19 protein-coding genes and 1 pseudogene are annotated in these 20,847 nt (G+C 60.3%); 5 read left to right on the top strand and 15 right to left on the bottom strand.

Translation table 11 applies throughout. The annotated features are described in order from the left end of the window. Nucleotides 1-88 precede the first annotated feature (88 nt). Together CKV89_RS10975 and CKV89_RS10970 are read left to right on the top strand one after the other, a co-directional pair. Nucleotides 89-526 (top strand): hypothetical protein, encoded by a 438-nt coding sequence (locus CKV89_RS10975; RefSeq protein WP_028326706.1) that lies wholly within the window; start codon nucleotides 89-91, stop codon nucleotides 524-526. A gap of 105 nt (nucleotides 527-631) precedes the next feature. Further along, nucleotides 632-1,147 (top strand): hypothetical protein, encoded by a 516-nt coding sequence (locus CKV89_RS10970; RefSeq protein WP_051277208.1) that lies wholly within the window; start codon nucleotides 632-634, stop codon nucleotides 1,145-1,147. 6 nt (nucleotides 1,148-1,153) lie between these two features. Here the strand turns inward: CKV89_RS10970 and CKV89_RS10965 are convergent, their stop codons facing one another. From CKV89_RS10965 to CKV89_RS10940, 6 genes are all read right to left on the bottom strand, one after another. Next, a complete protein-coding gene (locus CKV89_RS10965; RefSeq protein ID WP_154657587.1) occupies nucleotides 1,154-2,431 on the bottom strand; it encodes a sensor histidine kinase in 1,278 nt (425 codons plus the stop codon). Further along, nucleotides 2,428-3,183 (bottom strand): response regulator transcription factor, encoded by a 756-nt coding sequence (locus tag CKV89_RS10960; RefSeq protein ID WP_084440873.1) that lies wholly within the window; start codon nucleotides 3,181-3,183, stop codon nucleotides 2,428-2,430. Before CKV89_RS10960 ends, CKV89_RS10965 begins: the two co-directional genes overlap by 4 nt. A gap of 120 nt (nucleotides 3,184-3,303) precedes the next feature. After that, nucleotides 3,304-4,104, bottom strand: a complete 801-nt coding sequence (locus tag CKV89_RS10955) for a hypothetical protein (protein WP_084440872.1) — start codon at nucleotides 4,102-4,104, stop codon at nucleotides 3,304-3,306. After that, nucleotides 4,101-5,498: a glycosyltransferase gene (locus CKV89_RS10950; protein ID WP_197697053.1), complete on the bottom strand. Its 1,398-nt coding sequence runs from the start codon at nucleotides 5,496-5,498 to the stop codon at nucleotides 4,101-4,103. The genes CKV89_RS10955 and CKV89_RS10950 overlap by 4 nt, the downstream gene beginning before the upstream one ends. A gap of 214 nt (nucleotides 5,499-5,712) precedes the next feature. After that, on the bottom strand, nucleotides 5,713-6,270 hold the full coding sequence (locus tag CKV89_RS10945; protein ID WP_028326700.1) for a DUF417 family protein: 558 nt from the start codon (nucleotides 6,268-6,270) through the stop codon (nucleotides 5,713-5,715). Between the two features lie 19 nt (nucleotides 6,271-6,289). Continuing rightward, nucleotides 6,290-6,637 (bottom strand): MerR family DNA-binding transcriptional regulator, encoded by a 348-nt coding sequence (locus CKV89_RS10940; RefSeq protein ID WP_231935392.1) that lies wholly within the window; start codon nucleotides 6,635-6,637, stop codon nucleotides 6,290-6,292. Nucleotides 6,638-6,922: 285 nt separating this feature from the next. Here CKV89_RS10940 and CKV89_RS10935 point away from each other — a divergent pair, with 285 nt between their 5' ends. Next, on the top strand, nucleotides 6,923-7,528 hold the full coding sequence (locus CKV89_RS10935) for an acyltransferase (protein WP_028326699.1): 606 nt from the start codon (nucleotides 6,923-6,925) through the stop codon (nucleotides 7,526-7,528). Between the two features lie 76 nt (nucleotides 7,529-7,604). Here CKV89_RS10935 and CKV89_RS10930 read toward each other — a convergent pair whose 3' ends face one another. The 3 genes from CKV89_RS10930 to CKV89_RS11990 are packed head-to-tail and all read right to left on the bottom strand — an operon-like array spanning nucleotide 7,605 to nucleotide 11,194. Beyond that, nucleotides 7,605-8,621 (bottom strand): glycosyltransferase family 2 protein, encoded by a 1,017-nt coding sequence (locus tag CKV89_RS10930; RefSeq protein WP_028326698.1) that lies wholly within the window; start codon nucleotides 8,619-8,621, stop codon nucleotides 7,605-7,607. 7 nt (nucleotides 8,622-8,628) lie between these two features. Next, entirely contained in the window at nucleotides 8,629-10,083 is a 1,455-nt protein-coding gene (locus CKV89_RS11995) for a hypothetical protein (protein WP_154657586.1), read from the bottom strand. After that, nucleotides 10,052-11,194 (bottom strand): YveK family protein, encoded by a 1,143-nt coding sequence (locus tag CKV89_RS11990; RefSeq protein ID WP_154657585.1) that lies wholly within the window; start codon nucleotides 11,192-11,194, stop codon nucleotides 10,052-10,054. Before CKV89_RS11990 ends, CKV89_RS11995 begins: the two co-directional genes overlap by 32 nt. A 339-nt stretch (nucleotides 11,195-11,533) precedes the next feature. Between CKV89_RS11990 and CKV89_RS10900 the strand changes: the two genes are divergently transcribed. Both CKV89_RS10900 and CKV89_RS10895 read left to right on the top strand, forming a co-directional pair. After that, complete coding sequence (locus tag CKV89_RS10900; protein ID WP_051277204.1) at nucleotides 11,534-12,748, top strand: glycosyltransferase; 1,215 nt, start codon at nucleotides 11,534-11,536, stop codon at nucleotides 12,746-12,748. Next, nucleotides 12,745-14,208, top strand: coding sequence for a lipopolysaccharide biosynthesis protein (locus CKV89_RS10895; RefSeq protein ID WP_028326692.1), 1,464 nt, complete (start codon nucleotides 12,745-12,747; stop codon nucleotides 14,206-14,208). The genes CKV89_RS10900 and CKV89_RS10895 overlap by 4 nt, the downstream gene beginning before the upstream one ends. Before the next feature lie 10 nt (nucleotides 14,209-14,218). Here the strand turns inward: CKV89_RS10895 and CKV89_RS10890 are convergent, their stop codons facing one another. From CKV89_RS10890 to CKV89_RS10865, 6 genes and pseudogenes are all read right to left on the bottom strand, one after another. After that, on the bottom strand, nucleotides 14,219-15,397 hold the full coding sequence (locus CKV89_RS10890; RefSeq protein ID WP_028326691.1) for a glycosyltransferase family 4 protein: 1,179 nt from the start codon (nucleotides 15,395-15,397) through the stop codon (nucleotides 14,219-14,221). 5 nt (nucleotides 15,398-15,402) lie between these two features. Further along, complete coding sequence (gene wecB, locus CKV89_RS10885; RefSeq protein ID WP_028326690.1) at nucleotides 15,403-16,536, bottom strand: non-hydrolyzing UDP-N-acetylglucosamine 2-epimerase; 1,134 nt, start codon at nucleotides 16,534-16,536, stop codon at nucleotides 15,403-15,405. Beyond that, nucleotides 16,533-17,174, bottom strand: a complete 642-nt coding sequence (locus CKV89_RS10880) for a hypothetical protein (protein WP_051277202.1) — start codon at nucleotides 17,172-17,174, stop codon at nucleotides 16,533-16,535. Before CKV89_RS10880 ends, wecB begins: the two co-directional genes overlap by 4 nt. Next, nucleotides 17,171-18,367: a polysaccharide biosynthesis C-terminal domain-containing protein gene (locus tag CKV89_RS12575; RefSeq protein ID WP_028326688.1), complete on the bottom strand. Its 1,197-nt coding sequence runs from the start codon at nucleotides 18,365-18,367 to the stop codon at nucleotides 17,171-17,173. The genes CKV89_RS10880 and CKV89_RS12575 overlap by 4 nt, the downstream gene beginning before the upstream one ends. Beyond that, nucleotides 18,364-19,355, bottom strand: a pseudogene (locus tag CKV89_RS10870) (polysaccharide biosynthesis protein). Before CKV89_RS10870 ends, CKV89_RS12575 begins: the two are co-directional and overlap by 4 nt. A 128-nt stretch (nucleotides 19,356-19,483) precedes the next feature. Then, nucleotides 19,484-20,785, bottom strand: coding sequence for a glycosyltransferase family 4 protein (locus tag CKV89_RS10865; protein WP_028326687.1), 1,302 nt, complete (start codon nucleotides 20,783-20,785; stop codon nucleotides 19,484-19,486). Nucleotides 20,786-20,847: the final 62 nt, after the last annotated feature.

Genomic DNA, 20,847 nt, shown 5'->3' with positions numbered 1-20,847 from the left:
GGCGCCTCGCTCACGCGAGGCGTTCCCCACCGTCAAAGACACTGAATGCACCACCGACGGTGTCGATGGTCATGTGAAGGAGAAAGCAATGTCCGCTCGTTTTTCCGCAGGTAAAATCGCTTCTGCAGTCCTAGCGGTCTCCCTCATCGCAGGACCCTCGCTAGGCATCATCGCGCAGGACAGCACCGCCTCGGCAGCACCGACCGAAGCTCAAACAGTCGCAGCCGTGCGCAAGACCGCCGGGCCCAAAGCCCCCAGCGTCCGTCTGTGGACTGAATCCACCTTCAAACACGGACACGAACTAACCGTGTTCGCAGATGCAGGCAGCGACAAAACCGGCCGCAGCTTCACCCACGCCACCGTTGTTGGACCACACGGCATTAAAGGCACCCTCCACCCAGCTGCAGACGCAGGTGCCCTCAGCGCCGACATCATGATCCCTGCCGACCTCAAAGGCTCCTGGATCCGTCTGACACTCATCGCACCTGATGGCCGCACCGCCCACGCCATCGTTCACAGCAGCTGACCCTCCTCACTCGCCTGCCGGCCGGACACTCCCCAGAGAACGCAACCCCACCGGCCGGCAGGTACACCCTCACTGCACGAGCAGTCCCACGAGAGGACATAAGGCATGGCACAGCCCATGAGCAAACGCGCAAAAATGGCTGCAACCGCAGCGATGGCGCTCCTCATAGCCCTCACTGGCTGTTCTGTCCCAGATCAAGGAACCGTGACCGCAGCGCGCGGGTCGGCCCTACCGGCAGTGACACCCGCCAGCGCAGACGGCGGTACAGCCCTGAACAGTTCAGCGAAAAAAGGTCAGTTCTACCTCCAAGACTGTGATAAATCGCTTGTTCAACGCCCCTCTTCCTTCACCCTTGCCTGTGCCGACTCCAACTCGGCCCTTGACTCAGTGAAATGGGAAAGCTGGGGAGACACACAGGCCACAGCAAGCGCGGTCCTGCGCGAAAACAGCTGTGTCCCTAGCTGCGCTGAAGGAAAACCCGTCTCCTACCCAGTGCGGATCAAAGCCACCGGTGCACTGACCGCTAATGGTGCTGGCGCCTACACCAGCATCGAAATCACCTACACCGACAAAGTCCCCGAAGGACAAGAAAAAACCACGGTCTGGAACGCCCGCCGCTGATCCAGCTCACGCACGCGTAAACCTCACCTCGGTCCGCGCGCCAGAAAGCCCCGGATGCTCAGCATCAGGCTCAGAACGACCCAACGTCACCACCGCCCCCATCGTCTCAGCGTGCTTAAACGCAATCGTCAACCCCAGCCCCGAGCCCTTACTGCCAGTACCGGCATGAAACGGGCGAGGGCCATTCTCAATGACGTCTTGCGGATAACCAGGGCCAGCATCACGCACCGTCAACGTGTTGTCATCCACCTGAATCACCGCTTGACCACCACCATGGCGCACCACATTGGTCACCAAGTTGCTCATCACACGATCCAACCGTCGAGTATCGACCATCACCTCAGCCGTTGCGCCAACCACGAACTCCACCTCAGCGCCCACATCACCCAGACGCCGCAACGACTCCTGCACCGTCACCGCCAAATCCACCCGCTCCACAACAGCAGGCTCAGCAGCCCGATCCAGCCGCGACAACTCCAACAAGTCATCTACTAGACGACGCAGCCGAGTCACCTGCCGGCGCACAATCGAAGAAGACTCATCATCGGGCAACAATTCCGCAGCACTGACCAACGCCGTCAACGGCGTACGCAACTCATGCGCCACATCCGAGGTAAACGCACGCTCCAACTCCACCCGCCCACGCAGCGTAGCCGCCATGTCATCGATGGCCGCAGTCAACACAGCCACCTCATCATGACCCTTCTGGCTCACTGAAACATCCTCACCATCAGCGATCATCACCACCCCATCAGCTGCCCGGCGAAGCCGTGAAGAGATAGTGATACCCGCAATCCACCCCAACAAACCCGACAACACCAACGACGCCGCAGCTGCGATACCCAACGTCTGCAAACGATCATCGTTCTGCTTAGCCAACGTTGAAGCATCCAGCTGAACCACCAGCGCCACCTCTGGACCCAACCTGGTCGCAGCCCACATGTGCGCGCCGTCGTAATAGGTGGTCTTCTCCTTCGTATTCGGGTCAGCCAGCGCCGAACGCACCGCCTCCGGAGCAGAATCCGTATCCATCGAAGCACCCAAACGTAACCGGCCATCCAAGGCGTACCCCTCGCTGGCAGCGATCAACCGTGCCAACGCCTGCCCCCGCACCGCATCCGTCGCCGAATCCGCAGCCCGCACCGCCAGCACACCACTGACCACACACGAAACCAACAGCGATGTCACCGCCACCGCCACCGTGATGTACACCCGCACCGACCTCAACCGCCGTAATGCAGGCAACCCCTTCCTCGACCTACACGAAGACTCAGCGAAACTCACTCCACCACCAGCTTGTACCCCAGCCCCCGCACCGTATGGATAATCCCCGGACCAATCTTCGAACGCAATCGACCAATACTGACCTCAACCACGTGATCATCACCCCAATCACCGATATCCCACACCAAATCCAAAAGCTGAGACTTAGTCAGCACCCTGCCCGGACGATCCAAAAACGTCGCCAACAAACGAAACTCCGTGCCCGACAAAGTGATCTCAGCCCCATCGCTATGCCGAAACACCGTCATCCCATCCCGATCCACCCGCAAATCACCCACCGCCTGCACATTCGGCGCAGGCAACCTTGAACCAGCCCCCGCACCCGCCTGCGCACCAGCAGCCATAGAACGTCGTGACACAGCCACAATCCGTGCCGCCAAAATAGCCCCATCGAACGGCTTAATGACATAGTCATCCGCCCCTGCCTCAAACCCAGCCAACTGGTCATACGGCAACTCCCGCGCCGTCAACATAATCACCCCCAACGGAGCAGCACGCTCACGCAACCGCCGCGTCAACGTGATCCCATCCATCCGAGGCATCGCAATATCCACCACCGCTACCTGCGGTGAAAGCCCCTCACGATCTAAACGCGCCAATAACTCCAACGCATCCACACCATCAGCAGCCGCCTCCACCACAAAACCCTGCTTACGCAACACCAACGACGTCGTCATCCGAAGGTCGTCGTCATCCTCCACCACGAGCACCCGCAGCCCACCCTCGTCGCCGCTTTTCACCTCAGCATCCATACACACAAGGGTAGAGACCCAAGCACCCCATCTCACGGACCCTCACCAGCACCATCAACCACCCACAACACACACAAGCAGGGGCGAAGCCACACAGCCTCGCCCCTGCTTAAACACACATCACCGTGCGCGACGTGCCCGCAACGCCCGCTTCGCCGCCGGATACCCCACCACCACATCCGGCCCAGGATGTCGACGAGCTAACAACCACGCACCCCGCTGCGACCGCGCATCCACAGGGAACACCAAATCCGCTCCCGCAAACACCTCCGAAGCCGTCCGAGACCGAGACAACGCCACCGCAAACCGCGTCGAAATACTGCCGTGCCGCACCGCAATCGCCTGCTGTGCCACCTTCGCCAACGGCCTATCACTAGCCTTAATATTTGCTTTCGCCGCCCGCTTTACCTGAACAGCCTTGGCCTTAACCCTACGGCTACGCCACTTCACCCCCTGCCGCACCCGCTCCGGGTGATACTTCGGCAAAGACACCGAAGCACGCGCCTCCGCACCCGTGCGATACACCTCACCATTCGGGTCAGCGATACGCCCGGGAGTCACATGGTCCTGCACCACCTCACCCATCTGACCAGCAAGATCAGACACGCTCACCGGAGACTCCTCACCTCCAGCACCAGCAACCCCACCACGCTCACTCGCCGCCGGCTCGGCAACCAAATCAGCCACATCCACATCCGCACCATCAGAGCCATTCAGCGTCTGCACGCTCAACGGCTCGGGCCGACGCACATCCAGCCGCGGACCAAACACAAAATGCCGAGCCACCGGCAACGGCTCAACCGGCGGTTGCCACGCCATCAGCTCCACCTCATCGGTGTCCAACAGCTCCAAATTCTCCCGCCACATCCGGATCGTCTCAGCAGAAACACCCCGACCCGTATCAAGCAAAACAATCTTCACGCCTGTTCCTCCACATCACCCGCAGGACCATCCAGCACAACCCCACCAAGCGGCACAGGGACAGCCTCCTTCAACGCCGACACACGCGGCTCCAACTGGATATCCCGCGCATACCTGCGCGCAAACTGCGCACACGCCGCCCGCGTCTCCTCCGAAGCCGACCGCGCCGCACGCCCAGCCTCCACCAACGCCTCCGCAATCGACTCCGGAGACAAATCCTTCACCGGGAACCACAACGGATACTCACGCAACACATCCGTCGCCGCGTTCCCCGGATCATGCACAGCAACAATCGGCAAAGCGCTCGCCGCGTACTCGAACACCTTCCCGCTCGTCACGTAAATGCCCTTGCCAAGAATCAACAACAACGCATCAAACGTGTCATAAATCTCCCGCACCTTCGCCTTCGGTACAGGGCCTTGATACGACAACTCGTCTTTAGCGTGCTCCTCCACCAAATTCAGCAACGCTGGCGAGGGAGCCGAATAAAAGCCCAAATACCCCCACAACTGCGCCTGTGCATTCGACAACTCAGCACTACGGCCCCGCGCAATCTCCCACCCCTTAGCAAACTCCGCGATCGGCACCCGCGCACTCGCCGTCCCGATATACCCAAACACCAACGGCTTATCGGCCGCCGGACCCTTAGCCGTCGGCGCTGGCGCAAACTCAGGGTCATACCCATTAGCCACCACGTGCATCCGCTCAGCCACCTCTGGATGACGCTCGGCATGCCAAGCACGAATCGGCTCATTAACGAACCACACCTCATGCGCATCCGCCAACAAACGCCGCTCCAACTTATCGACGCGACCACCCTCAGGATGCAAGAACGTTCCATCAAAAACATCCAGCATCCACGCATCCCGATAATCCATCACATACGGAACCCGGAAACGCCGATACAACGCATCCGCAGCCATGAAATCCACATTCGGGTTCGCCGTCGCCACCGTCATATGCACGCGCTTACGTTGATGGATATCAATCGCGGCCTGTTCCAAATCACGCCGCCACGGCCCATAGTTCGACTCCGGAAAATCACGCATATCCCGGTACTTACGGCTGCGCCGCCACACCTTCGGAGCCAAAGCACGCAAAGGCGACCAATTCCGCACATTCATATCCATGCTTGGCCACGGAAACGGAATCCGAACTATCTCAACAGCAGGATCCACCTGCTCTTCTAGCGAAAAATCCGCACCCGTGTAGTCGATGAACGTTTCACGCGTAGCAGTAAGAACAGTGACATCCCACCCCTGACGCACGGAACCATTCACAGTGGCCAACGCCCGATACACACCACCGCCACGTGAAGGCGGAAAACCCCACGCGACATACAACATGTGCGGACGGAAAGGATCAGCATCCGGCGGCGGGGTAGGGGTGGTCATAGGTACGACATCTCCTCGAACGGATGCGACTGCAAAGGAAACCCACCGAACACGAAACCCCACAACACGTAGAAACGGTCACGAGAAACGGTGGAACAAAAAGCTCTCCGCAACATTAACGCCTCAAACAACCTCGGCGCGCACCGCACGACACGGCCACACAACCCACCTTGTGTGGGCCGCCCACAGCAAACAGCCAGGGCAGCCCCCACAATCACAGGCGAGCCAACGCACAACGCGCTGAATCCACCGCCACCACCAAAGAGGCACCCAGCATGATCGAATCCTTGATCACCAGCCGCCCCACTCCCGAAAGATACGGAAAACCGTGCTCCGCAGAACCCAAAGCAGGAACCCACGCCTCAGGAGTAGTCACAAGAAAACTCAAAGTGACAAAGCTCATCCCCGTCAAAGCCACACCACCGATCACCCCAAGAACAGGGTGAACCCAATGGCCCAAAATCAATAAACCCATCGCCACAATGGCGGCACCAATAAGAAGAGCAGCGACATAAGAGCCATTCATGGCATGCCAGTCCTTATTAGCAGCAACCAGAGCGCCCTCCGGATTCCGGTGACTCTTATAACCAGCCGGATCGTTGTAAAGCCAACTCATAACAGGACTGTTCGCGACAAAAGGTGCGATCCCCTCAGCCTCATACGGCACAACCTTGAGGCCACCAATCCACAAAGTAACGACAGCCAAACCAATACGAGTGAGAGTCAAACTCACCCGATCCAGCTTCACGACCGCTTCCAAAACGTTACGCATGATTCCTTCCCCAAACTCTTTAATCTCCGAGGGAAGAACTTTCAGCCGCCAACCTGCGCTCCTCACGCCGCCGCAGATGCTCACCCAACGTGGCATGACGACGAGTCAGCTCACCCATCACCCGCTCAATCTCCACCATCGTCTCCTCATAAAGACGAGCAGCCTCAGGACAATCATCCGAATACTCATTCCCAGAATCGAGACACTCAATAAACGGACGAACCCGACTTGGCGGAATGCCACACGACGCCAAATGCCTAATCTCACAGGTCACGAGAAAATCTCTCTCGCTATAAACGCGGTAACCATTTTCGCTGCGCCCCGGCGACAACAAACCCAACGACTCGTAGTACCGGAGAGCTTTCACAGTCACACCCGCCCTCAGCGCGAGATCACCGATCTTCATTTCTTCCCTCTCCATGACCGGATCAGGCTAAAACCCTGCCCCCAAGGTCAAGGCAACCCGACCACACCGACATCAACACCAACTCAACGCACAAACCGCCATCTGCAATCACCGCCATCGCCACAGTCGCAGCACGCCAAGCCACCCCCAACACAATTAGGCTTCCCCCAACACGCCAATCGTGATCGGCAGGCCCGCAAACCCCAACACCGGCACTGCACACATCACCCAAACAGCAGGAGAACCATGACCGAGGCATCCGTCCGCATTCAAGCAAGCGCCGACGTCGCCGACAACGCCACCTTCGGTGAAGGCAGCGCAGTCTGGCACCTAGCCCAAGTCCGCGAAGACGCAGTACTAGGGAAAAACTGCATCATCGGACGCGGCGCCTACGTCGGCAGCGGCGTAAAAATGGGAGACAACTGCAAACTCCAGAACTACGCCCTCGTCTACGAACCCGCTGAACTCGAAGAAGGCGTCTTCGTTGGCCCCGCAGTCGTCTTCACCAACGACCACTTCCCCCGCTCTATCAGCCCCGACGGCACCCTCAAACGCGGAGACGACTGGGAACACGTCGGTGTCACCTGCCGCCAAGGAGCATCCATCGGCGCCCGATCCGTATGCGTTGCCCCAGTCGAAATCGGAGCATGGGCCCTAGTTGCAGCTGGCTCCGTCGTCACCAAAAACGTCCCCGCACACGCACTCGTAGCCGGAGTCCCCGCCAAACGCATCGGCTGGGTCGGCCGTGCAGGTGAACCCCTCACCCCCGGCGAAGACGGACTGTTCACCTGTCCCAGCACAGGAGAGAAATACCGCCAAAACGGCGAAACCCTCGAACTACTCGAAAACTGAAAACCCCGCGCAAGCACATGTGCCGGTGGCCCAAGACACTCCCTCAAGCCACCGGCACAATCACAAACCCACAGGGCTACTCAGCATCGGAATTATCACGGCCACTAGTACGACGCGGCTGCTTACCCAACACATACCCCTCCAAGAACCCAATACCCCACCCGTAGTGAATTCCCGCAAACGCCAACGGCAACGATTTCACGTCCACCGGCGCTGAATCCTCACGACTCTTCAACGCCTTCGTGCTCGCAACAGCAAGACCCCCCAAATACGGGGCATAACCAGCCAGCGCCAACCGTGGGTGACGCGAAGCCAGCGCAGCCAACGCCACCGTGCCCATCACCGCCACCGGAGCCGCCAAGTGACGCGGCCGCAATGCCTCCCGGCCATTTTTACGAACCATCAACGCTTTACCCCGCCCATAGCGTCGATATTGACGGAACAAATCCGGCACGTTGTCACGCACATGCCACAAGATCCCCATCTGAGGATCAAAACCGATCTCATACCCAGCCAACGCAATCCGGTGATCGAAATCCACGTCCTCATTGACCATGAGGTTCTCATCCCAGCCGCCGACCTGACGAGCAACATCGGCGCGATACACTCCAAACGACGCATGATCAGTCAACTGATACTCAGTGCCGAAATGATTAATCGAATCACCAATCGCAAACGGGCTCGACTGCACCAACCCAATTGCCCGCCCCGTCGGAGTGGAAGAAACCCCGGTACGCAAACCACCCACCGCAGCCAACTTCGGATTCTCCGCAAAACGCTTCAACGCCTGCGCAAAATACCCCGGCGTGATCGTCGCGTGCCCATCAACCCGCGCCACAAACGACCCACGCGCAGCAGCCAACCCGACATTCAACCCCGAGGGGATCACAACCTTCGGGTTATCCAACAGGCGCACCCGCTCATCCTGCGACGCTAACCGACGCACTATCTGCGCAGTGTCATCCGAAGAACGGCCATCAACAACAAGCACCTCAACATCCACGCCCTCCTGGGACAGGATCGACTTCACCGCCCCCTCAACCGAAGCCGACTCGTTGAGAACAGGCATGATCACGCTGACCAACTCAGACATGAAGCGATCACTCTCTTTCAGAGGAAGAAGAACCAGCCGAAACCGCCGCAGAAGCAGAACCAGCAACGCCAGAGACACCAGCGGCAGATAATGCCACCCCACGAGGAGCATAAAGACGCTCAGTGCCCGCCAAAATGTTGTCTCGCAATGCCGGGGCCCATAGCGTGCTCAACAAAAATGCCGGAACCATCAACGGCTGCGCCGGCGGCTGCAACACCAACATCGACACCAACACCGACATCCCAATAGCAGGCTCAGTAGCCTTCACATACGAAACCACGATGATCACAGCCAGCAATGCCCCTGCGATAAGTCCGTAATCGAAGAACACCTTGCCCACCGTCGGCACCAGCAGACCATTCACACCTGAGGCATCCACCACATACCGGGACGACCCCGGGCCGCCCCCAAACAACACGATGCCCCAATCAGACACCCACTTGGGAAACAAATACAGGTACGGCTCAAACGTGCGCAGAGCAGTCGAAGAATTCTCACTCGACCCCTCACTCAACCGATCCAAAATGGTTTTACCAATAGTCGTTGGAGCAGCCACCGCAGCCAATACCAAACCCGGTATCAAGTAACGACGCAGCAACGGCCACTGCCGCTGCCACAGCATCACAACCACACCAATCAAAGCCACAAACATGCCCGAACCAGCAGCCGTCACCAGCATGCCAACCGACAAAACCATGACCTCCCAGATCCGCGCACGAATCAGCAACGCCGCCAAAATGCACAAACCCAGAATGAAAGACATGAACGACGGCTCCAACGCGAACCAGCCATTCGACTTATAGATATTCGCCTCATAAAAAAGCGGATACGACGTGTTAAAGCCGCTCACCACAAGATTGGACGGCAAAGACTCGCCAATAAAATCGCGATACCCAATCGGAGTTGCCTGCACCACCATGAACAACACCGAGATGCTCGCCAAACCCAAACCGATGTTCTTCACTGCCCGCAGTGCACGCTCAAACGTCCCACGACTGCGATCAGCCATCATGAACGCTGCAGGAAGCCAGGTCACCATCCACAACAACCAACTGTTCACGCTCACATACGGAGCAGGAACAAACAGAATCTGCGGAAAAGTGACTAAAGCAGCAACGCCACCAGCAGCAACCCACAACAAAAATCGCCGCGGCTCAACCACAATCACGTGACAACGCCACGCCAACCCCAACCACACGATCGTCAGCGGCACCGACAGCGAAATATCAATCCCCGGAACCGACAAACGCATGAGGAAGAAGTTCGCGACAAACAACACGCCGATCCACCACACCGGATCAAGCAACCGCGACGGATAACGTGACTTCGACTCACGCTCAACAGCCAGATGCGACTCACGCAACACAAACCGCTGATGCGCGCGCTGCTGGTGCTGAGACAAAGGAGCGGAGACAAAGCCCCGCTCCCCATCAGCCCTCGACAACAATGTACGTACGCTCACCGAATTGCCCCGCGTACTCATCAAGCCACTCAAAACGCGTCTTGCCCGAACGCACCAAGACCAACAACACAGCCTCAGGATCGCGAGCAACACGCTTCACAATGGCAGTGGACAAGCCCGTCTCCAACACCGTGACAGGGCCCTTCGGATCCGACGGCGTCTGCTGCGAAGCCCCATACGCCGCCATATTCTTCGTCACTGACACCTCACGACCAAGAGCCTCAAAACCCTCAGCCACCGGACCCACCAACTCCTGCACATCCGCAGCCGGCAAACGCACACCAGTGACCACCACACGCTGCGGCGAAGGAGTCTCCATGCTCAACACCGCAGCAACATCACGCGTGGGCAAAAACTCCACATTCGGGTACAAACGACGCATCTCCGCCAACTTGCCCATCCGGCCACGGCGACCACCCACGAGCAACGCAATACCCGCACCAACCAAGCCGCCACCGACAGCACCCAAAACAACCAACACCGCAGCCGATGTCTGCTTCACACCCGCAGCCGTCGCCGGCTGAACCACAGTCAACTGACGCGACTGCGCCAACGTATTGGCCTGACTACTCGCCAACGCCTGACCCAACGCCGCAACCCGAGCCTGCTCCGCCTGCGGATTATTCAAATGCGAACCACGAATAATCTGACTCGTCTGCTCACTCAACGAATTCAAATCCGCAGCCACACGAGCATTACTCGCAGCCACCGCCGCCTGAGCAAACACGTTCGTCGCATTCGCCGCAGCCTCAGGACTATCACCAGTAACACTCGCCGAAATCATCAACGACTGCGGAACCGCAGCCAACTCAGTACGCGCCCGAAGATCACCCTCCGAGGAACGCAACTGCTTCGCAGCCGCCTGAAAAACCTCCGAAGTACCCGTCTCCGTCAACGCGCTCTGCTGCGCCTGCGTCAGCCCATCACCATTGTTCGCAGTCGACTGCACCCGCAACAACGCCGTCGCCGTCGCCGGAGAACTCCCACCAATCACACCCCCCACCACAGCACCCACAAACGCCAACGCGGCAGGGATCCACCACCAACGACGCAACGTCTCGATCAGCGAACGACCCCACGGGTCGATATTTGCAAGGCCCGGACTGGCCACGTAAATCCCCCTAATACGACAGCTATTCACGCCCACGACACCACACGCCAATCCCCCGGCGCGGCGTTGCAACAACGCCACCTGACCCCACGGGGCTATTCGCAAGTGCAGCCAGAGGCGACGAACAAGCGATGTTCGGGAAGTGGACTCAACCACGATACCCGTCTAGAACAACCGTCCGGCTTCCCCCAGCTCCAGCATGTGTACCAACAGCCCAACAACAAACAACACCAACAAAACCCATAAACACACCAGCCAGCCACAACCACCACCAACCACACCACGCAACACCCCCCAACATTCCCCAACGACAACCCCCAGCAATGCCACACTGACCCAGTGCGGATCCTTCTGCTCGCCAACTCCTACCCCACCCGAGCAACACCAAGCGGCGCCCCCTACATGACCCACCGCGTCACCGCCATCAACAACCTCAACCACCCCAACCTCCACCTCCAACCCATCGCACTAACCCCCACCTACACACCCCCAGTCCGCCTCCTACGCGCGGCCATGCACGCACCCACACACACCGACCAACAACTCGCACCCCACGCCCAAAACACCGGATGGCTCTCCACCCCAGCCCACTGGAACCTCATTGACACCATCGCCAGCCGCACAGCACACACCCCCACCCACGCAATCCACACCGCCACCACCGCACTCATCCACCACTGCCACCAAGAACCCCAGCCCTACGACATCATCCACGCACACGGCATGTACAGCCTCGCCGCCGGCCACATCGCCGCCGCCCTAGCCCACCACCTACACATCCCCTACGTCGTCACCATGCACGGCAGCGACGTGACCCACACCATCACTCACAACCCCCGCACCGCCGTCAACACCCTCAACCACGCCGCCGCCACCATCTACGTTTCCAACGCCCTACGCACCCACGCCACCGACCTCGGCATGCCCCGCACCAACAGCCACGTCATCCCCAATGGCGTAGACCTCAACCTCTTCACCAACCCCAACACCCCCACACCCACCCCCGACCCATGGCAACACACCACCGGACCCCGACTCCTCTACGTAGGAAACCTCCTACCCATCAAAGGCGCCGACCGCCTCCCCGCCATCCTCAACACCATCACCCACACCCACCCCCACGCCCACCTAGTCATTGCCGGCGATGGCCCCCTACACAACCAGCTCACCAACCACCCCAACATCACCCTCCTAGGCCGACAACCCCACCACCACATACCTGCCCTCATGCACGCCGCCGACCTCCTCCTAGTCCCCAGCCGAGCAGAAGGCTGGGGATGCGTCGTCACCGAAAGCTACGCAGCCTGCACCCCCGTCGTCGCCACCGACACCGGCGGCCTACGCGAATCAGCCCTCGACGCCACCGCCCTCGTCACACCCCCAAACAACACCACCACCGAAAACGACTTCATCCACCACTTCGCCACCCGCGCCCTAACCATCCTCGCCAACCCACCCAGCCCCCAACACATGACCCAACACACCCAAAACCACTCCTGGCACAACACCGTTACCGCCGAAATCGACATACTCCGCAGCGCACTCACCTCATGAACCCCCACCCCCTCCGCAGCCCCATCAACCTGCACCAACCCACCGACCACCACCTCACCCGCCGAGGCATCACCAGCTTCATCGGACTAGCCAGCCAAGGCGCCATCCGCCTAGCCATCACCATCATCATCGGCCGCTACGCCGGAGCCACCGCACTAGGCCTCGTAGCCACCGGCCAAGCAACCGCCCAACTTCTCATCCTCCTGTGGCCCACCACCGCCGGCCAAGCAGCCTCACGCTTCCTCGCCCAAGCCCGCGGACGAAAAAACCACAACGAAATCGACACCATCGCCACCCACCTCAACCACCGCGTCATCACCACCGCCCTCCTTCTCGCCCTCATCTCCATCCCCATCACCCTCACCCGCGCAAACGACCCCCTCAGCGCCACCTGCGTCGCTCTCTTCCTCCTCGGTATCGCCGGACAGCAATACACCCGTGGCATCCACTACGGAGTCGGCGCCGTCACCCGCGTCGTCACCCTCGACTGCGCTCTATCCCTCACCGGACTACTCGGCGTCGTCGTCGCCATCTCCCTGGGCATCACCGACCTACGACTGCTTATCCCACCAGCCTTAGGCTTCCTGCTCCTGACCGCGGCGTGCTGGCCATGGCACACCCCCCATCCACCCCTGCCTACACCCCAAACCCATGCACTCACCAGAGAAATCGACCGCTTCGTCACCCTAGGCGCACTCGGCTCACTCGCCTCGGCCGGGCTTGTGCAACTATCCATACTCATCGCATCCACACACGGACACGCCGCAGCCGGGGCCTACTCCGCAGCCTGGAACCTCGCCATGCCCCTAACCCTCCTATCCGGAGCGCTATCCCTTGTGCTCTACCCCAACATGGCCGAAGCCTTCGGCCGCAAAGACAACACAGCAGTCACAACACAACTCGACCGTGGAGTACGCGGCCTGACCTTCCTTGTGCTCCCACTAGTCGTCGTGGCATCCCTACTAGCCCCCGAAATCATCCAAACTTTTTACGGCACTGCCTTCACCCGATCCGCCCCACTCATGGCGATCCTGCTTCTGGCTGTCCTCATCACAATGATTGCTGTTCCCTGCGTCAACGCCATCACCGCTGGCTCACGCAACGGCATTCTCTACACGACCATCGCCAGCCTTGCCGGACTAGCAACAGCAGTCACGGTATGGACACTCTCGCCACGTTCGTGGGGAATCGAGGCAGTCGCCATCGGATATTTAGTAGGTGTGTCGACTACCTCTTCAGCCACCATCGCCCGAGCCTGGAAAAAATATGAGATGCGATGGACAGCTGAAGCAGCCCTGATTATATCAGCAGTCATAATCACATTCCTGGCCGCGACCCTGACGAACCTTGGGTCTCTTGCCCGCATCGGTATCGCTGCACTCATCGTGTTGGTGTGGTGCATCACCCACCCAGACCAGACCCGAACTTGGATGAAGAGGCTGCAGCGACATCACCGCTGACTACGCAGTCTTACTGCTCGAGCAGCATGTCGAATACTGACTGTGTCGGCGTACATGCACGCCACGCGTCGTAGGCATCTGCAGCTGCTTGCCGATCCGACAAACGCTGCTCAGGAGAACGAGCCGCGACAGCATCAATATGTTCAGCCCAGTCACGCGGATCAAACGTGTCAAGCAGCTCCAGCGCTCCGGCCGGTACATGCGGAAGCAGCACAGGCCACGGGGTAGAACCGCGATGCAACATCACAGGTACCGCCGCGGAAAGTGATTCAGCCACTGTGTGGCCGAAGTTTTCGTTGGTAGTGGGAAAAACAAACAGATCATGTTCACAAAAAGTTTCCTGCACACGATTACGTTCGATCCCACCAACGAAAGACACTGGATGCTTGCTCTTATTGGCAAGAGCGCGCAGCATGGAGGCATATTCATCGCTGTCAGCAGTTCCAGCGATAGTGACCTGAACTGGAGAATTCACGTACCGCAGAGCAGCCAGGAATGTCTCGATACCTTTTTTCGGTGATAGCCGCCCTAGATAAAGCAGCCGCAGCGCAGACGTCGTCAAAGTGCGCGGTCGAGTAGCGCAGGTAGGTAGGTCAGTCTCGTTCTGCCGGATGAGAATCCTAGCTTCAGGGAAAACGCTACGAATGTCGACGGCTTCAGCAGAAGAAGAGGCATGCCATGTGACGTCTCGATAAAGACCAGCGAACCGTGCTGCGGCAAGAAAGCAGCGTTTTTTCTTAGCCTTCAGCGCTAGAGCACCAGTCCCAAACTCTCCTCGAGGTGCGATAAGCACACGCCCCAACGACAAGATTTTGGTGCGCGCAAGCAGCAAAGGAAGCAATGTCCATAGCGGAGGGAAGGCTCCGGTGAGGTAAGTGATGTCTGGTGGTCCAGAGGGGCTACTGGTGGCTTGGCGCCAGGCTCGAACGTAGGCAGGAATAGTGTTCAGGGAGCCAAAAGTAGTGGGTAAGTAGCGCACAAGTGCAGAGCCGGTGCGGACCCAATCGGTGGTATCGACATCTAAAGGCACACCGCCCCAGTCGTATGCACTGGTGATCACGAGGAAATGGTGGCGGTCGCCGTGCTGGTTAGTGATGGCAGCAAGGCTGCGGATGGGGCCGCCGCCACGCCAAGCAGGGGTGTAGTAGGGCGCGGCGATCAGGATGCGGGGGCCGGTTGATGAGGTCATGGTGTTCAGCTGCGCAGGCCGGTCCAGGTCTCGTGGCGGCGGTGGGTGGACAGGATGAATCGGACGGTTCGTTGTGAGCAGTTGTCGATGCGGTAGTCGGTGGGAGTTGGTGGTGGGGTAGTGCCGGTGGTGATGGCATCACGGATGGCCTCGATGAGGTTGTCGGGGTCCAAGCCAGTCATGATGATGGATCCGGTGTCGAGGGCTTCAGGACGTTCAATGGAGTCACGGAGGGTGACTGCCGGGAAGCCCAGGAGTGAGGATTCTTCGCTGATGGTGCCGGAGTCAGATAGGACGCAGGCGGCGTCCATTTGGAGGCGGTTGTAGTCCAGGAACCCCATGGGTGGGTGGAAGATGATGCCTTCGAGGTTGTGGTGAGGGGTGTCGGGGTGGTGCAGGAGTGCGTCGAGTCGCTTGCGGGTGCGGGGATGGGTAGAGACAAGGACGGGCATGTCGAAGGTGTCGCGTGCGGTGATGAGGCAGTTCAGCAGGTTGGTCAGCCGTTGAGGGGCATCGACATTTTCTTCGCGGTGGGCGCTGACGAGGAGGAATTTGCCGGGGGTGAGGCCGAGGTCGCTGGTGGCTGTGCTGGTGTCGAAGGCGGCGCGGTGGTGATCGAGGACTTCCTTCATAGGGGAGCCGGTAAGGGCGATGTGGCGGGGGTGGATGCCTTCGGCGAGGAGGTTGCGGCGTGCGTGTTCGGTGTAGACGAGGTTGTAGTCGGCGATGTGGTCGACCATGCGTCTGTTGGTTTCTTCGGGGACGTTTTGGTCGAAGCAGCGGTTGCCGGCTTCCATGTGGTAAACGGGGATGCGCATGCGTTTGGCGATGAGGGCGGCGATGGCGGAGTTGGTGTCGCCGAGGATGAGCACTGCGTCGGGGCGATGGGTGGTGAGGATGTCTTCGACTTTGATGAGGGTTTCGCCCAGGGTGGTTCCTAGGGTGGTGGTGTTGACGGCGAGGAAGTGGTCGGGGCGGCGTAGACCGAGTTCTTCGAAGAAGATTTCGTTGAGTTCGTAGTCGTAGTTTTGGCCGGTGTGGACGAGGGTGTGGGTGACGGTGTTGTCCAGGCGGGTAATGACGCGGGAGAGGCGGATGATTTCGGGGCGGGTGCCGACGATGGTCATGACGTGGGTCATGGGAGCTCCTTGACGTATCGGTGCATGCGCCGTCCGGCGGGGGTGGTGTAGGTGGATTCGATGGTCCAGCCTTGGCGGCTGTAGTGGCGGTTGACGGCGTCGTTGTTGTCGGCGTCGGTGGTTAGGTAGGCGCTGGTGGCGCCGTGGCGGTGGGCGCAGGTGGTCCAGGTGTGGGTGAGTTTGGCGCCGGTGCCGGTTTTTTTGAGGGTGGGGCTGATGCAGATGGAGGCGAGGAGGGCGCCGTTGCTTCCTGGTGGTGTGTCTCCGCGGTAGTGCAGGGCGCTTAGGAGTCGGGGGATGACGGTGCGGGGGTGGGTGAGGGCGGCGCGGGGTGCTGCGAGGGCGAAGGGGATGGCGCGGCGGCGTAGGAGTCGGGCGTAGAAGGTGGTGGGGTCGGTGGTTCCGACGGCGATGCCAATGGGTTGGTTGTTGGACATGCGTGCGGTGATGGTGATGGCGGTGGGGTCGGTGGCGTATGCGCGGTAGAACTCGCGGAGGAAGGGTTGTCCGAGGCGGGTGAGGAAGAAGTTGGGGAAGGCGTCGCGGTGGAGGCGGGCCAGGGCGGGGATGTCGGTGGGGTCGATTCCTTCGGTGAAGTGGATGTGGGGGTTGGGTGGGGTGGGTAGGTGGGGGGTCATGGTTGGGGTGTGGTGTCGGGGTCGACGGGGTGTGGTGTGGTGTCGGGGTTTTTGGGGTCGTAGAGCTCGTTGGTCCAGAACATGGTGTGTAGGGGAGTGGTTCCGGTGTTGGTGATGTTGTGTGTCCACAGGGTGGGCATGTCGATGGTGACGGGGTTGTCGCCGGTGACATCGAAGTCGATGCGTTCGTTGGTCAGGACGCGTCGTAGGCAGATGCGGGCGGTGCCGTGCAGGACTTGGAAGCGTTCGATTTTGTTGAGGTGGAAGTGGTTGCCTCGGGTGTAGCCGGGGTTGGTGGTGGAGTGGAACACTTGGCCGCTGCTGCCGTGGACGCGGATGGTTTCGATGAGGGTGCCGCGTTCGTCGGTGTTGGGGTGGGTGGGGATGGGGTAGGCGTGGGGCCACATAGCGGCGCGCAGGGTGTTGAACAGGGGGATGCCTAGGGGGGAGTTGAGGTCGGGGATTTCACCGGTGGGGGCGTAGACGGAGTGGAATCGTTCGAGGGTGCGGGCGACTTCGGAGATGCGAATCATGGTGCCGGTTTGTTCGCGGATGCCGTTGGTGCGTTGGAGTGCGGCGGCGATCATGCGTTCGCAGGCTTCGCCGACGTGTAGGAGGGGGATTTCGCGGTCGTCGGTGATGCGGGGTGAGCCGTCGTGGGCGATGGTGTGGGCGAAGGTGGCGACGAAGCTGTTGTAGTCGGGGCGGCCGTGTTCGCCGAAGAGGCCGCAGAAACGTAGGTCGGTGGCGCTGGCTTCGCCGCCGGCGTGTTCGGCCCATTCGGTGATGATGTGGCCGGCTTGGCGTTTTCCGTGTCCGTAGGGGGTGGAGCTGTTGGGGTGTTCGGGGCAGGCGTGGTTGGAGCCTGCGTAGACGACGGCTGGTTCGCGTTTGCCTGCGGTGTAGCGGCCGGAGACGGTGCTTTCTAGTGCGGTGACGAGTCGGTTGGCTAGGGCGATGTTGCCGTTGTTGAGTTCGTGTTCGTTGCTGCGGTTGATGCCTGCGCAGTGGAAGACGAGGTCGGCGTCGGAGAGGGCTTCTTCGAGGGCGTGGGTGGCGAAGTCGGCGCGGTTGATGGGGTAGGTGTCGATGTTTGGCAGGGTGAGGAGGCGGGCGCGTAGGTGCCAGCCGAGGAATCCGTTGGCGCCGGTGACGACGGCTTTGAGGCGGCGTTGGGTGGGGGTGGTGTTCATGGTTGTGTCGTTTCGTGCTGGTGGAGTGTTCCGGCTTGGTAGGCGAGTTCGCGGATGTGGGGGAGGGTGAGCAGGAGGGTGATGGTTTCTTCGAGGTTGAGTCGTTGGGTGTTGGCGGAGGTGTAGTCCTCGAGGGGGGCGCGGTGTTGGTCGCCTTCGGTGAAGTAGAGCTCGTATTCCATGGAGCGGGCGTCCACGGGCACGCGGAAGTAGTTGCCTTGGTCGGTGGCGTGGGCCATTTCTTCGTGTGAGAGGAGGGTTTCGTGCATTTTTTCGCCGTGGCGCATGCCGATGATGTGGATGGGGTGGTCGGGGTGGCCTAGGAGGGTGGCGACGGCTTTGGCGAGGGTGTTGATGGTGGCGGCGGGGGCTTTGCGTACGTAGAGGTCGCCTGGGGTGCCGTTGGTGAAGGCGTGGGTGACGAGGTCGACGGATTCTTCGAGGGACATGAGGAAGCGGGTCATGTCGGGTTCGGTGATGGTGATGGGGCGGCCGGTGTGGATTTGGTTGATGAAGTGGGGGATGACTGAGCCGCGGGAGTACATGACGTTTCCGTAGCGGGTGATGGTGACGGTGGTGGGGCTGTCGGGGTATTGGCGGGTGAATGCTTGGGCGTGTTTTTCCATGAGGGCTTTGGACATGCCCATGGCGTTGACGGGGTAGACGGCTTTGTCGGTGGAGAGGCAGACCAGTGATCGGGCGCCGGCTTCGTGGGCGGCCATGATGACGTTGTTGGAGCCGAGTACGTTGGTGAGTACGGCTTGTTGGGGGAAGAATTCGCAGCTGGGGACTTGTTTGAGGGCGGCTGCGTGGAAGACGTGGTCGGCGCCGCGTAGGGCTGCGTCTACGGAGGTGCGGTCGCGGACGTCGCCGACGAAGTAGGTGATGCGTTCGTCGGCTAGGGCTACGCGCATGTCGTGTTGTTTGGCTTCGTCGCGGGAGAGGATGTGGATTTTTTGACGCCGTGTTTGAGGAGGCGGCGGGCCATGGTGGATCCGAATGATCCGGTGCCGCCGGTGATGGCGATGGTGGTGTCGCGTAGGGCATCGACCGGGTGGTGTTCTCCTCGCTCATCTCCTGGGGTGGTGGTGAGGTGATGGTCGGGGAGGGGGTGGTTCATGGTGTCCTTTCACCGCCTGCTGCGTAGGTGAGGGCTTGTTCAGCGCGGGTGACTGCGTGTTCTACGGCGTATTCGCTTCGGTAGTGGCGTAGTCCAGCGAGGCCAACACTTTCTAGTGATGCACGGCCACTTTCGCACAGGCGCAAGAGAATTCGCGTGAGGCCGGGCTGGTCGCCGGAGTTTGTGGCGTAACCGGCTCCGGCGCTGGTGACAACGTCTTTGACGTCACCGTCAGCGGCGGCGACGATGGCGCGGCCAGAGGCCATGATGGCTTGGGTTTTGCTTGGCATGGTGACCTTGGAAAGAGGGTCGCGGCAAAGACCGATATAGCAGGCGTCGGCGGCAGCCATGAGGGTAGGCATCAGCTCAGGTGCTACCCGGCCTATGAAAGTGATGGGTTGGTCATCGCCAGGGATGCGCAGATCGCGGGTAAGGCTGCGTAGTTCTTCTTCTGCGGTGCCAGAACCGGCGATGATGCAGCGCAGGCGTCGGCGTGCGCCGGTGTCGGCGAGTTCGGCATTAGCGGTGGCGACAGCGCGCAGAAGAGTTTCTAGACCTTGGGCGTGTCCGAGCGCACCGGCGTACAGGACCAGAATGTCTTGGTCTCCGACGCCGTTGCTGCGCCGCCATGCTTCGGCGGCGGTGCGGGTGGCCTGGCTTGCAGGGGCGAACAAGGTTTCGTCGGCCCACATTGGGGCGTAGCGAAGTTTGTGCTCGGGCACGCCTCGGTCGATGAGGATGTTTCGGACCCCGGGGGAGATGTAGGTGACAACAGCGGCGGAGCGGTACATGACGTCGGTCCATTCATGCAACACCTTCTCCAGTGCTGCTCCCGTGAAGCCGCTGGGGGTAAAGCCGGCGGCCGTCATCGTGTCGGGCCACAGGTCACCAACGTGAACAACTAACGGAACATGGTCACGTAACCGAGCCACCCACATGGGTAAAGCAACGGTGATGGGGGAGTAGTTAACCCACACCGCATCGGCGCCGCGAACGAATGCAGTACCAGAGATCGCCGCTGAGACCCCGAAACTGCCATAGTTCAGCACGCGCCGGAGCGCTGAAGAGTCATGACTGGGATACAGCGCCACTCGGCGAACCCCCACGTCATCAAGGATTTCATCACGGAAAAGGCATTGCTGATACCCCTGCGCGATCTGCCCACTGGGGTAGTTCGGGAACCCTGTGACCACATTGACTGCATGGCCGCGCCCGACTAGTCCTCGAGCTAAAACCCCAGGCAACGCTGCCGGGCCAGGTTCAGGGTCATACCACTGCGACAACATCCCGTACCGCATCGTTGACACCTCCTTCCGACTTTCGAATCCGACGTGCCCATCCCGCTGTCTGTGGCGAGAAA

The organism is Dermatophilus congolensis, assembly GCF_900187045.1.
In the GTDB taxonomy this organism is placed as follows: Bacteria; Actinomycetota; Actinomycetes; order Actinomycetales; family Dermatophilaceae; genus Dermatophilus; species Dermatophilus congolensis.
Note: the sequence above shows the minus strand (reverse complement) of the source record. Positions and strands in the feature narration are given on the sequence as shown.